The sequence below is a fragment of the Photobacterium sp. GB-72 genome, from assembly GCF_003026095.1.
GTDB lineage: Bacteria > Pseudomonadota > Gammaproteobacteria > Enterobacterales > Vibrionaceae > Photobacterium.
Map to the genome: position 1 here is coordinate 123856 of NZ_PYNV01000014.1, position 12878 is coordinate 136733.

Annotated in this window: 11 protein-coding genes and 2 tRNA genes; 5 read left to right on the plus strand and 8 right to left on the minus strand. The window is 40.1% G+C overall.

Translation table 11 applies throughout. The features are described 5' to 3' along the window. Nucleotides 1-106 precede the first annotated feature (106 nt). Nucleotides 107-2380, minus strand: coding sequence for a formate C-acetyltransferase (pflB, locus tag C9J40_RS15755; protein WP_105059643.1), 2274 nt, complete (start codon nucleotides 2378-2380; stop codon nucleotides 107-109). 60 nt (nucleotides 2381-2440) lie between these two features. Next, nucleotides 2441-3307: a formate transporter FocA gene (focA, locus tag C9J40_RS15760; protein WP_107206012.1), complete on the minus strand. Its 867-nt coding sequence runs from the start codon at nucleotides 3305-3307 to the stop codon at nucleotides 2441-2443. A gap of 908 nt (nucleotides 3308-4215) precedes the next feature. Here focA and C9J40_RS15765 point away from each other — a divergent pair. The 4 genes from C9J40_RS15765 to C9J40_RS15780 all read left to right on the plus strand — a co-directional run bounded on the left by C9J40_RS15765 (nucleotide 4216) and on the right by C9J40_RS15780 (nucleotide 7416). Then, complete coding sequence (locus C9J40_RS15765; RefSeq protein WP_107247384.1) at nucleotides 4216-4986, plus strand: ABC transporter ATP-binding protein; 771 nt, start codon at nucleotides 4216-4218, stop codon at nucleotides 4984-4986. Nucleotides 4987-5105: 119 nt separating this feature from the next. Continuing rightward, entirely contained in the window at nucleotides 5106-5882 is a 777-nt protein-coding gene (locus C9J40_RS15770) for an ABC transporter substrate-binding protein (protein ID WP_005369222.1), read from the plus strand. A gap of 98 nt (nucleotides 5883-5980) precedes the next feature. Beyond that, nucleotides 5981-6721: an ABC transporter permease gene (locus tag C9J40_RS15775; RefSeq protein ID WP_107206459.1), complete on the plus strand. Its 741-nt coding sequence runs from the start codon at nucleotides 5981-5983 to the stop codon at nucleotides 6719-6721. Between the two features lie 5 nt (nucleotides 6722-6726). Then, nucleotides 6727-7416: an ABC transporter permease gene (locus tag C9J40_RS15780; protein WP_107247385.1), complete on the plus strand. Its 690-nt coding sequence runs from the start codon at nucleotides 6727-6729 to the stop codon at nucleotides 7414-7416. 70 nt (nucleotides 7417-7486) lie between these two features. Here the strand turns inward: C9J40_RS15780 and grxB are convergent, their stop codons facing one another. The 3 genes from grxB to C9J40_RS15795 all read right to left on the minus strand — a co-directional run bounded on the left by grxB (nucleotide 7487) and on the right by C9J40_RS15795 (nucleotide 9960). After that, nucleotides 7487-8137 carry a glutaredoxin 2 gene (gene grxB, locus C9J40_RS15785; protein ID WP_107247386.1) on the minus strand — a complete coding sequence of 217 codons (651 nt, stop codon included), beginning with the start codon at nucleotides 8135-8137 and terminating at the stop codon, nucleotides 7487-7489. A gap of 65 nt (nucleotides 8138-8202) precedes the next feature. After that, nucleotides 8203-9009: an exodeoxyribonuclease III gene (xthA, locus tag C9J40_RS15790; protein ID WP_107206017.1), complete on the minus strand. Its 807-nt coding sequence runs from the start codon at nucleotides 9007-9009 to the stop codon at nucleotides 8203-8205. Between the two features lie 189 nt (nucleotides 9010-9198). Beyond that, a complete protein-coding gene (locus C9J40_RS15795; RefSeq protein WP_107247387.1) occupies nucleotides 9199-9960 on the minus strand; it encodes an SDR family NAD(P)-dependent oxidoreductase in 762 nt (253 codons plus the stop codon). A gap of 471 nt (nucleotides 9961-10431) precedes the next feature. Between C9J40_RS15795 and C9J40_RS15800 the strand changes: the two genes are divergently transcribed. Next, nucleotides 10432-10674 carry a GlsB/YeaQ/YmgE family stress response membrane protein gene (locus tag C9J40_RS15800; protein WP_107206019.1) on the plus strand — a complete coding sequence of 81 codons (243 nt, stop codon included), beginning with the start codon at nucleotides 10432-10434 and terminating at the stop codon, nucleotides 10672-10674. An 86-nt stretch (nucleotides 10675-10760) separates the two neighbouring features. Here C9J40_RS15800 and C9J40_RS15805 read toward each other — a convergent pair whose 3' ends face one another. From C9J40_RS15805 to C9J40_RS15815, 3 genes are all read right to left on the minus strand, one after another. Beyond that, a complete protein-coding gene (locus C9J40_RS15805) occupies nucleotides 10761-12395 on the minus strand; it encodes a response regulator (protein WP_107247388.1) in 1635 nt (544 codons plus the stop codon). Nucleotides 12396-12603: 208 nt separating this feature from the next. Further along, a tRNA-Tyr gene (locus tag C9J40_RS15810) sits at nucleotides 12604-12688 on the minus strand. 66 nt (nucleotides 12689-12754) lie between these two features. Continuing rightward, nucleotides 12755-12839 (minus strand) — tRNA-Tyr (locus C9J40_RS15815). Nucleotides 12840-12878: the final 39 nt, after the last annotated feature.

Genomic DNA, 12878 nt, shown 5'->3' on the forward strand with positions numbered 1-12878 from the left:
AATAGCGAGGCTTGTGGGGAAGATATGTAGACATAAAAAAACCGGCCATTAAGACCGGTTTTTATCAGGAAACAAGTTTCCTACATACTAAACTGTACGCTCTATATTATAGAGATGCAGTGAAAGTACGAGAGATAACGTCAGCTTGCTGCTCTGGCGTTAGAGAGTTAAAACGCACTGCGTAACCCGATACACGGATAGTTAGCTGTGGGTATTTCTCTGGGTTTTTAACTGCGTCTTCAAGCGTTTCGCGGTTAAGAACGTTAACGTTTAGGTGTTGACCACCTTCAATGCCAGACTCATGGTGGAAGTAACCATCCATTAGGCCTGCAAGGTTGTTTTCTTGAGTATCAAGATCTTTACCTAGCGCGTTCGGTACGATAGAGAATGTGTAAGAAATACCATCTTTAGCGTGAGCAAATGGTAGTTTACCTACAGATGTTAGAGATGCTACAGCACCTTTCTCATCACGACCGTGCATTGGGTTAGCACCTGGTGCGAAAGGAGCACCTGCACGACGACCGTCTGGTGTGTTACCCGTCTTCTTACCGTACACAACGTTAGATGTGATAGTTAGGATAGACTGAGTAGGGATCGCATCACGGTACATTTTGTGAGTACGGATCTTGTTCATGAAGCGCTCAACTAGGTCACAAGCGATGTCATCTACGCGAGCATCGTTGTTACCGAATTTAGGGTAGTCGCCTTCGATTTCGAAGTCGATTGCAATACCGTCTTCATCACGGATTGGTTTAACTTTTGCGTATTTGATAGCTGATAGTGAGTCAGCTGCAACAGAAAGACCAGCGATACCACAAGCCATTGTACGCTTGATGTCACGATCGTGTAGAGCCATTAGCGATGCTTCGTAGCTGTACTTGTCGTGGCTCCAATGGATAGCGTTAAGTGCTGCAACGTAAGTTGTTGCTAACCAATCCATGAAGTGATCTAGGCGATCCATAGTATCTGTGTAGTCAAGAACTTCAGCAGTTACTTTTTCAGTCTTAGGACCTACTTGAATCTTAAGCTTCTCATCTACACCGCCGTTGATTGCATAAAGCATAGTCTTAGCAAGGTTAGCACGAGCACCGAAGAACTGCATTTGCTTACCAACAACCATTGGAGATACACAACAAGCGATTGCGTAATCGTCAGAGTTCATGTCTGGACGCATTAGGTCATCATTTTCGTACTGGATAGAAGATGTATCGATAGATACCTTCGCACAGAACTTCTTGAAGCCTACAGGTAGTTTTTCAGACCAAAGAACAGTGATGTTTGGCTCTGGAGAAGGACCCATAGTGTATAGGCTGTTTAGGAAACGGAAGTTAGTACGTGTAACTAGTGTACGACCGTCAAGACCCATACCACCCATTGATTCTGTTGCCCAGATTGGGTCGCCAGAGAATAGCTCATCGTACTCAGGCGTACGTAGGAAACGAACCATACGTAGTTTCATTACGAAGTGGTCGATCATTTCTTGCGCTTGTGCTTCAGTGATCTTACCAGCGGCGATATCACGCTCGATGAAGATGTCTAGGAAAGTCGAAGTACGACCTAGAGACATTGCAGCACCGTTTTGTGATTTAACAGCAGCTAGGTAGCCGAAGTAAGTCCACTGGATAGCTTCTTGTGCAGTAACAGCTGGAAGTGAGATATCACAACCGTACTTAGCAGCCATCTCTTTGATTTGACCAAGTGCACGGTGCTGTTCGCAAATTTCTTCACGGCGTTGCATCGTCATCTGAAGGTCTTCACCATTCAAAAACTCTTCTTCTAGAGATGCGAATTGAGCTAGTTTTTCCTTCATTAGGTAATCAATACCGTAAAGTGCTACGCGGCGGTAGTCACCAATGATACGACCACGGCCGTATGCATCAGGAAGACCAGTTAGAACACCAGACTTACGACACTTAAGGATTGAAGGCGTGTAAACATCGAAAACACCTTGGTTGTGTGTTTTACGTAGTTCAGAGTAAACCTTGTTAAGCATAGGGTCTAATTCACGACCGTATACTTTGCATGAATTTTCGATCATGCGGATACCACCGTTAGGGATCAAAGCACGCTTAAGAGGCGCGTCAGTTTGAAGACCAACAATAGTTTCTAGTTCTTTCTCAATGTAACCTGCATCATGTGCAGTGATAGTAGAGGCAACATCTGTATCAAAATCAACAGGTGCGTGAGTCGCGTTTTCCTGTTTGATGCCTTCCATTACAGCGTCCCAAAGTTTCGCTGTAGCTGGAGTTGCTTCTGTTTCAAGGAAAGAGCCGTCACCCTCGTAAGGAGTGTAGTTCTTTTGGATAAAGTCACGAACGTTTACTTCGTTCTGCCAATCACCAGCTGTAAAGCCTTCCCATCCAGCAAATTGCTCTGCCATTGTATACCTACCTATCTATCTATTTCAGTAGAAAAAAATACCTGTTACCGACGTTAGAACTTAGTGCTTTTTATTGCCGTTAAGTTCCGGACGACGATGAATAACCCAGTATGTGAGACCAACTAAGAAACCACCACCAATAATGTTACCTATAGTGACTGGAATTAAGTTGTTCATAATAAAATTGTTAACTGTTAAATCTGCGAACTGTGAAGGGGCTACGCCCGTCATTGTCCAAAATTCTGGCGATGCAAAGTTATGGATAACGATGCCCATTGGGATCATAAACATATTTGCAATACTGTGCTCAAAACCACAAGCAACAAACATAGCAACAGGTAATAGCATAACCATGATTTTATCTGTTGCACTTCGGCAAGAGTATGTCATCCATACGGCTAGACACACCATTAAGTTACATAACATACCAAGTATTACGGCTTGACCGAAGGTATGGTGCAGTTTGTGCTGAGCTATTTTCATCGCGGTAATACCCCATTGGCCATTATCGCCAAGGTGTTGTTTTGCTAGCCAAATGCAAATTACGAAGAATGACGCGCCGATGAAGTTACCAACATAAACAACAACCCAATTTCGTAATAATTGACCAGTAGTAATTCGATTACTTGCGCGAGCAACAGTGATGAGAACAGAAGAAGTGAAAAGCTCGCCGCCGCAAATAACGACTAAAATAAGGCCAAGGCTGAATGCTAATGCACCAACGAATTTTGCCATACCCCATGGCATATCGCCTGCACCTGTAGTTACCGTTGTGTAGAACACAAATGCAATAGAGATGAATACACCAGCGGTAATCGCTAAGAAGAAAGATTGTAGTGGGTGCTTAGTTGCTTTGTAAACACCGACTTCTTCAGCTTTTTTTGCCATTGCTGGTGGCATTAACGAGTCGAAAGAATTATTTTCCATTTTCTCAGGTGCTCTTTAATTGAGTTGAAGTGAGATTTAATTCGCTGAGGAGATAATACCAAAGGTGACGCATCATATATTTGACCTAGATCATTGCTGTGAAAATTTATAACAAAATTAGACATTTTGTTATATCTCTAATGATTGTAAATTATTGAAAATTAACGATATAATTTTTTTGATAAAACTAAAGAAAATTTTAATGTAATTTTATTACATTTAGCTGGTCTTTAAATACCAAAAAAGAATAGTTGTTATTTATCATGCGTTTGTTGTTTTTTTGGGTTTTATTTAACGTATCTGAGACATTAAATAAAACCAATATATTCAAAAATAATTTAATTGTTACTGAAAAATATGAATAACCTCTTTTAATGTAACGCCATTTTGTTCTTATTGTTAAAGGTCACAAAAAAAAGGCGAGATAATTAATATGATGACTTACAAGGATATGCAAATTTGAGTCATTTTTATTCTTCAAACAAACATAGCAGAGTAATATTAGAATGCTAATTCTAAGGCATTCTCGACCTTGTTAAAAAATACTATAAAGATATCCGCTATTTTTTCGTCAATGTTGAGTCAATAAAATAGACATAAAATAAAATATTGCTCAAATCTTACCAGTTAGTCTTTTGTCCTTCATTTATATCACCCAAAAAAGGCTGTTCTCCTGCTTATAAGAAAAATGAATATAAAAACAGAACTGAGTATTTATGCTATTTATGTGGGTATAATGGCAGGTTATGGTGCTGTTTGATATATGTTGGCTAGGTTAATGAAATGTTGCAATCATGAATTTCAGATGATACTTTCAAAAAAGATGATTTTTAATGAAATGTCGTGCTTTGCTATAGAATTGGCAAACGAGTAGTAGATGATTTCTAAAGAGACAGGAGTATGCGCACATGAAGGATGACGTGGCGCTAGAAATTAAGAACCTGCATAAATCTTTTGGTGACAATGAAGTATTAAAAGGTATTTCGCTGACGGCAAGAAGAGGAGATGTCGTTTCGATTATTGGCTCATCAGGCTCAGGAAAGAGTACTTTTTTACGTTGTGTCAATTTACTTGAAACCCCTACTCAAGGTGAAATTTGGGTTAATGGTGAATTGATTAAAATGCACAATAATCGTCGCGGTGAATATTTACCTGTTGATGATAAACAAGTTCAACGCATTCGTGCCCGTTTAGCCATGGTATTTCAAGGATTTAATCTGTGGTCTCATATGACAGTATTACAGAATGTGATTGAAGCGCCGATACATGTGCTCGGTGTCCCTAAAGCAGAAGCGATTGAAAAAGCGGAAGCCTTACTCAAAAAAGTGGGCTTATTTGAACGCCGTAATTATTATCCAGCCCATTTATCTGGTGGTCAGCAGCAGCGTGCAGCAATTGCGCGAGCCCTTGCTGTTGATCCTGAAGTGATGCTGTTTGATGAACCGACATCGGCCTTAGATCCTGAATTGGTGGGTGAGGTATTAGGTGTAATGCAAGATTTAGCGCAAGAAGGCCGTACCATGCTGGTAGTCACTCATGAAATGGCTTTTGCTCGCGATGTATCCAATCAAGTGATGTTCTTACACCAAGGCCTTGTTGAAGAGCAAGGTCATCCCGATAAGCTATTTACCCAGCCTGAATCTGAAAGATTGCAGCAATTTATTTCGTCTATTTACTAAACTTAGGGTTATCGATTAAGACATAGAGGCTAACCCTCTGTGATTAGATAACCGTACAAATAGTACAAGGTTCACAGCATGGCTTGGTGTGAACAATTAAACGTAGCAGGAGAAGCGATATGAAAAAATGGATTTTAGCCGCAACATTAATTTCAGCGATGGGTGCATCAGCAGTACAAGCAAAAGAGTGGAAAGAAGTGCGTTTTGGTATTGAAGGCGCTTACCCTCCTTTTAGCTGGACTGAGCCAAACGGTGAGCTGAAAGGTTTTGATGTGGATATGGCAAACGCGCTTTGTACGCAAATGCAGGTCAAATGTAAAATTGTAGCCCAAGATTGGGATGGTATTATTCCATCACTGCTTGCTCGTAAATACGATGCAATCATCGCTGCAATGTCTATTACCGAAGAGCGTAAAAAGAAAATCGACTTTACTGGTAAGTATGCTCTTATCCCGAACAAGTTTGTTGCCAAAAAAGGTACCGAGCTCGACTTCACTAAAGAAGGGCTTAAAGGTGTGAAGATTGGTGTTCAACGTGCAACGACTCATGACAAATACTTAACGGATAATTTCGGAGAGTCTGTTGAAATCGTTCGTTATGGCTCATTTGACGAAGCTTACCTAGATTTAAAAGCCGGCCGTATTGCTAGCGTATTGGGTGATGCATCAGCATTAGAAGAAGGTTTGCTAAATAAAGACGGTGGTGAAGGTTTTGAATTTATCGGCCCATCACTAACAGATCCTAAATGGTTCGGTGAAGGTTTTGGTATTGCCGTGCGCAAACAAGACAAAGATCTAACCAAAAAACTGGATGAAGCAATTCTTGCACTGCGTGAAAACGGTCAATACAAGCAGATCGCTGATAAGTATTTCAAATATGATGTTTACGGTCAGTAAGTCATAAATGAATAAAGAGCACCTAGCTTCTAGTTTGGCGAGTTCGTCAAAGGGCTAAGCTAAGTGCTCTCTTATTCGAACAATGAAGGAGTATGACGTTGTTCGATTTATATGGATATGGATGGTCTTTAGCTCAAGGGGCGATGATAACAATACAAGTGGCACTGCTTTCTCTTTTATTAGCAGCAACACTGGGTATGTTAGGCGCTTTAGCGAAACTCTCACCTTACCGTTGGGCGCGTGCTATCGCCACACTTTACACCACGGTGATCCGTGGTATTCCTGATTTAGTATTGATGATGCTGATTTTCTTCGGCGGTCAAATGCTACTTAATGATAGCTTGTATAATATTAATGAATGGTTGAATAATTCTTTTACTCAATCTGATCCTAACCACGAATGGACAAGTTACCTTCCTGATTATATCGAGATCAGCCCCTTTGTTGCTGGTGTTCTGACAATAGGCTTTATTTTTGGTGCTTATATGGCAGAAACCTTTAGAGGCGCGATCTTAGCGGTAGATAAAGGTGAACTTGAAGCGGGTAAAGCCTATGGCATGAGTGCATTTTTATCCTTTCGTCGAATTTTACTGCCGCAAATGATCCGTCATGCTTTACCTGGCTTTGGTAATAACTGGTTAGTGTTATTAAAAACCACCGCACTGGTTTCTATCATTGGTTTAGATGACATGGTGCGTAAAGGGGCATTGGCTGCAGGAACCACTCAAAAACCGTTTACCTTCTATTTTACTATTGCGGTTGTATTTTTGATCTTCACCTCTATTTCCACCTTGGTACTGAATTGGGCCGAGCGTAAATACAGTATTCCGACGAGGTAGAGCCGATGGACTTTAGTATCTTTACAGAAAGCTGGGAAATCTATCTAGAAGGTTTTTACACTACAGTGTGGATGGTTACCGTTTCGCTAGTGATCGGTTTAATTTGCGCGATCCCCATAGGAATGATGCGAAATAGCAGTAATAAATTTATTGCGTTTCCAGCTTGGGCATATATTTATTTCTTTCGTGGTACGCCGCTATTGATTCAGCTTTATCTTATTTATTACGGATTAAGCCAAGTTATCAATGTTCAGGGCACAATGTGGCAAGAAGCATGGTTCTGTGCGTTAGTTGCTTTCATTTTAAATACTGCCGCATACACCGCTGAAATTATTCGAGGCTCTATTAATAGTATGCCGCAAGGTGAGATAGAGGCGGCGAAAGCTTATGGTATGGGCCCATTTCAAGCGTTTCGTCGTATTATTCTTCCTAGTGCATTACGACGAGCGTTACCTGCATACAGTAATGAAGTGATCTTCATGGTTCATGGCTCAGCCGTTGCCGGTATTGTGACGATTGTTGATTTAACAGGGGCCGCGAGAATTGTAAACTCTCGTTACTACGCGCCGTTTGAATCTTTCTTGTTTGCTGGGCTTTGTTACATGGTGCTGACGTTTGTCATAATCTGGGTATTTAAAAAACTTGAAGCGCGGTATTTACGCCATTTACAGCCATTAACTGAAATAACAGATTAATAAAGTTGAATAGAAAAAGCTCAGCATGCTAATGATAGATGCTGAGCTTTTTGTTTTATCAGCGCTTTTTTTACACCGCCACATCATCATAAAGTGGGACTGAAGTCAGTGCTGCGACTTCATCAATGTATTGACGTACGCGAGTTGGGTATTGGATCCCTTTCACGACAGTTAAATTACGTAGCATTGGAAATAGATGAATATCATCATAGCTAAGTTGGTTGCTTCGCTCAGAAGGCAATGTTACCCATTCTAATGTTTGCAGCGCTTTATTGGCCAGCTCAATGTAGTGCGAAGAGTCTTCAAAAGCTTGTTCAAAACTGACGGATAACATTGGCGTTTTTTTGTTGTAGAACCACGTTTTTGCTTCTTCAACCTGAAACTCTGGTAGATCTATTTTTAGCCAGCGTGGGTAGAGTAGGTAGGGTACACAATCTCGTGCTGCTTCAGCCCATTGTACTAATTCATCTTGATGTACTTCCGGCGCTAAAACAGGACTGCCATCGTTGTTGTCGATAAATTTAACGACATCTAGGCTTTCAGCCATATAGCTACCATCTGGCTTTTGTAAAATAGGTACCATGTTAGCGCCTACTTTTTCGATTCGTGCATCAATATCGTGATTTTGTAGGTAAACCAATTCAATATCGGCTTTTTTTAAGCCCGCAATCATCATTGCTTTTACGCAGAAAGGGCAATGATCAAATACAAACAACTTCATAATTAGTCCCTTGTGGTGAAGTAGAGTGAAGATAAAAAGGTGAGTAGAGACTCACCTTTTATTAATTATTTAAAGACAGACCAAATAGGTGCGTGATCAGAGGGTTTTTCGATACCACGTAATTCGTAGTCGATATCGGACTCAATGCAGCGCTCAGCCAGTGATGGTGTCGCAAGAATAACATCAATGCGTAGACCTCGGTTATCAACAAAGCCTTTCGAGCGGTAGTCAAACCATGAGTATTTATCATCGACGGTTGGGTGAAGTTGACGGAAAGTATCGACAAAACCCCAGTCTAGCAAGGTTTGTAACCACTCACGCTCAATCGGTTGGAATGAGCACTTACCTGTTTTTAGCCAGCGTTTAGCATTAGCAGGACCAATACCGATATCTAAATCCGTAGGGCTAATATTAATATCGCCCATCACGATCAATTCTTCATCGTTAGTGTGGGCCGTATTTAGGTAATTCATCAGATCAGCGTAGAACTTCTCTTTTGCAGGAAATTTTGTTTCGTGCTTAATATTATCGCCCTGTGGGAAATAACCGTTCATGACAGTGATGTTCTTGCCATTGTCTTGCTTAAAGGTGGCCATGATCATTCGACGTTGGGCATCTTCATCATCGGTTGGGAACCCTTTTTGTACGCTAATTGGCTCTTGCTTACATAGCATTGCAACACCGTAATGGGCTTTTTGACCATGGAAGTAAACTTTGTAGCCCATCGCTTCAACATCCGCTAAAGGGAAGGCTTCATCATGAACTTTGATTTCTTGTAAGCCGATCACATCCGGCTGATGCTTTTCAATTAAGGCTTGAAGTTGGTGAAGGCGAGCGCGTAGCCCATTGATATTGAAGGAGATAACTTTCATCATTTATTCCGATTTCTGTCAGTTTTTTAATTACGGATAAGCAAAGATACTAACATAGATATTTAACGCTGGTAGAGCCTATTTCTTTTAAATAAACGATGAGGTTAATCGATATAAAGCGAAGGTAAGAGGAATAAATGAAGGCGACGAGAAAGATAAAGAGCCGCCTTCGGCAGGTGTTATTTATGATTATGCAACGATTTTAGGTTGACCGTCAGAAGCGGTAACACCACCATCTACAGGTAGGTTAACACCGTTTACAAAGCTGGCATCATCACTTGCTAAGAAGCTCATTACCGCTGCGACTTCTTCAGGCTCTGCTGCACGACCAAGCGGAATACGTTCGTTAAATTTATTACGAATATCTTCCGGCCAGCCATTAGTCATATTGGTTTTCACTAGGCTTGGGCATACAGAGTTAACACGCACACCTTGTAGGCCAAAATCCAGTGCAAGTACACGAGTTAAGTTAACAATAGCGCCTTTAGATACGCAGTAGTAAGCTGCGCCCCAGTCAGCACCTAAACCAGAAACAGAGGCATTATTAACAATGCAGCCTTTGCTTTTGATCAAGTGAGGTAATGCATATTTAGAGCAGTAAATAGCACCATTAATATTTACGCTAGAGATCTTCTCCCAATCTTGAATGCTACCGTCTAATATTGTGCCTGGAATATGTACGCCAGCATTATTGATTAAGATGTCAATCTTATTGAAATTCTCAATGGTCTGATCAATAAGGTTTTTTACTTCAGCTTCATTTGAAACATCGGTTTTAACACACAGTGTTTTTTCTGAAATTAGCTCACTGTGTACTTTATCTAGTGCGTCCTGATAAAGATCTGCTAGAACAACAATTGCGCCTTCAGAGGCAAAACGGTGTGCCGCAGCTTTACCCATACCATTACCCGCACCTGTGATAATGACAACTTTTCCTTCAAATCTGTTCATAGCTAGCTCTTACATCATACAAATAGTGTCACTATATTAAGTCTCTCACGGATAAGCGTTTGTGATGAAGATCACTTATTTTTTTAGGTACCGAGAAGGGATGAATAGCTAAATATAATGTTGTTTTTTCTGAAATATATTTAAACAATCTGTTTACATACCCCTCGTGGTAAGTCTGTCAAATAAATAAATCAGTGTTTTATTGCTTTGAGGAAGAATTTAATATTAATGGGATGATGAAATATAGTTATTAAAAATCAATATATTAGATTGTTAATAACAGTCTATTTTTAGCTGGAAGTTTAGGTCATGATAAAAAGAGATAAAAAATGAGTACTTTACTTGTACTGAGTGAGTTATCAGGTCTATGCTGAATGAATACGAAATACTCAAACATGTTGTTTTAAAAAGTATTTTTATCAATATGGTGCAGTAATTACCTTGTTACTGCCACGGACGAAGGAAAATATCATGTCTATTATCACTTGGATTATTGTTGGCCTTATAGCAGGTGCACTCGCTAAATGGTTGATGCCTGGAAATGATGGTGGCGGTTGGATTGCAACATGTGGCTTAGGTATTGCTGGTTCTTTTGCTGGTGGTTTCCTTGGTTCACTGTTGGGTATAGGTGCGTCGGGTCTGCTTGGTACTATTATTATTTCCACCGTCGGTGCTTTAGTGCTGCTATTTATCTATAACCGATTTATTCGTTAATTGACGATTGAGTCATGCGAAAAAGCCTAACGTAGTATGTGTTCGTTTAGAAACTACTTAGGTTAGGCTTTTATTTTCCGTCGTTATTATATGACCTGTGGAGAGGATAATTTCGCTATTAAGGATTTTCTCCAATCCGCTAACGGTTGTGGTAACTCGATGGTTTTTAGTTGTTTTAAGCTTTTTTGAATATCAGAGTGATTGTAAGCCTTTTGATTGAGTAAACTTTCACAATAACCAAGCATTGCCTCACTACACTGTGGGTAATCATGTAAAATCGTTTGATATAGCGCACCAGCTCGTTTGGGATCTTGTATCAAATTAGCTTTTGCTGTTTCTAAATGGCTCACAAGTAAACGTACATTTTCAATGATGAGCTGTTTCTCTTTTAATTCATTTAAACGGTGCTGACTGTGTTCATCAAGTTCAGATCGTGTCATTAATACTTGGTATACCTCTCCAATTAAACGACTTTCACCATAACTGATAAGCATAGGAAGTGCTTCGATCATGACTATTGACGGAGCTTGAAGCATCACACCGAAAAATGGACTTAATCCTTTTAGTAAACGCCTTTTGGATTTTTGGATCTTTTTATCTATGTGGTAGATACGAGCCAGTGCAATATTGGCGAAGGCGTCTAAATGTTGCTTTTTTTCACCCTGTAATCTTAGCTGAGCTAAGTGATGGATATCTTTAATAGCAGTGTGTAGTCGATGGTTATGCTGGTTTGATAATTGGTTTGTGTAAATTTGCTCGAAAATAGCGGTATATTCAGCAAAGTGTACTAGCCATAACTTATCAATAATCGGTAGATGTGTTGCTAATGTTTTCCCTGCCTGCAGAAAGTTATCAATATCATTCATATCTGCAGATAATTGAGCAACAGTTAAAGCTCGATGCGGTATGGTTGGTGTTAAGGTGAGTACCTGCATGGCGACTTCTTGAGCTTTATCGACTTGGTTATTTTGTTGATAAAGGGACGCTAGTTCATCATAAGCAAAGACACAAAGAGGGACATGCTTAATTAACCGTTTTAGTCGGTTAATCGCTTCGAGGTGATAGCCTTTCTTTGTCGCAAGTTTTGCTTCAATCAATGATAACTTATGGTGTTGAGAGCGTTGCTTAAATAAAAGTAATAATTGCTCTGCTTGCTGCCATTGTTTTATTTCGATAAGTAGCTCTAGTAAAAGCGTTTCTATATGCAGATTATGGCCTTGCTCTCGGAGTAAATGACGGCATAACTGTATTGCTTGTTGATGATCTTGCTTGTCTAAAGCTTGATATATTGGCTCTCTGTGTAAGCAAACTTTATAGACACTGATCACTCGTTGTTTTAAGGTGCCGATGTTAATGGGTTTGGTAAGAAAACAATCAGGCTCTATTCCCATTGTGGTTGAAATGACTTCAGGTGAGTGATCTCCAGAAAAAAAGATGATTCCACAATTTGAACGAATAAGGTTTTGCTGTCTGAGTAAAGACAGTAACTCACCACCATTAATATTTTGATTAAGATGGAAATCAAACAAAATAAGATCATAACGCTGGGTTTGGCATAACTGAATAGCGTGTTGGTAACAGGTCGCGATATCAATTGATTTGATCGCAATTTTATCTAAGACACTTTTAACGAGTTGAGCAGAAGAGAGCTGATCATCTACGATGAGTACTTTTATGGTGTTCCACTTTTCTTGTTCTAATTCCGTGAAACCCAAAGCCATATACTATCCATTTAATTGTTATTATTGATGTTTATGATATTTAATATGCATGTTGTTCATTATTAAATGTCATGAATAAAAGTAATCATATAATGAAATTATAGCAATTTTTTTACGTACAAATTTAGAACTTAGATGGGAAATATTTAAGAGGGAGTAAAGGTATAGATAGAAAAAAACCAGCAGCCTGAGCTACTGGTTTAAATGATGGTGGTGGGGGAAGGATTCGAACCTTCGAAGGCAGTGCCGGCAGATTTACAATCTGCTCCCTTTGGCCACTCGGGAACCCCACCACGGGGTATTGCTATATTTGGCTTTTGCCAGAAAAGACGTCAGTGACGACAACTTTTCAAATTAGATGGTGGTGGGGGAAGGATTCGAACCTTCGAAGGCAGTGCCGGCAGATTTACAATCTGCTCCCTTTGGCCACTCGGGAACCCCACCACGGGGTATTGCTTATTATTTGGCTTTCGCCAGAAAAGA

Bases quoted from the DNA above. Each gene is read 5' to 3' on its own strand.
- C9J40_RS15780 (WP_107247385.1), top strand. From the start codon at position 6,727: ATGGACTTTAGTATCTTTACAGAAAGCTGGGAAATCTATCTAGAAGGT.
- grxB (WP_107247386.1), bottom strand. From the start codon at position 8,137: ATGAAGTTGTTTGTATTTGATCATTGCCCTTTCTGCGTAAAAGCAATG.
- C9J40_RS15800 (WP_107206019.1), top strand. From the start codon at position 10,432: ATGTCTATTATCACTTGGATTATTGTTGGCCTTATAGCAGGTGCACTC.
- C9J40_RS15765 (WP_107247384.1), top strand. From the start codon at position 4,216: ATGAAGGATGACGTGGCGCTAGAAATTAAGAACCTGCATAAATCTTTT.
- xthA (WP_107206017.1), bottom strand. From the start codon at position 9,009: ATGAAAGTTATCTCCTTCAATATCAATGGGCTACGCGCTCGCCTTCAC.
- focA (WP_107206012.1), bottom strand. From the start codon at position 3,307: ATGGAAAATAATTCTTTCGACTCGTTAATGCCACCAGCAATGGCAAAA.
- pflB (WP_105059643.1), bottom strand. From the start codon at position 2,380: ATGGCAGAGCAATTTGCTGGATGGGAAGGCTTTACAGCTGGTGATTGG.
- C9J40_RS15805 (WP_107247388.1), bottom strand. From the start codon at position 12,395: ATGGCTTTGGGTTTCACGGAATTAGAACAAGAAAAGTGGAACACCATA.
- C9J40_RS15770 (WP_005369222.1), top strand. From the start codon at position 5,106: ATGAAAAAATGGATTTTAGCCGCAACATTAATTTCAGCGATGGGTGCA.
- C9J40_RS15795 (WP_107247387.1), bottom strand. From the start codon at position 9,960: ATGAACAGATTTGAAGGAAAAGTTGTCATTATCACAGGTGCGGGTAAT.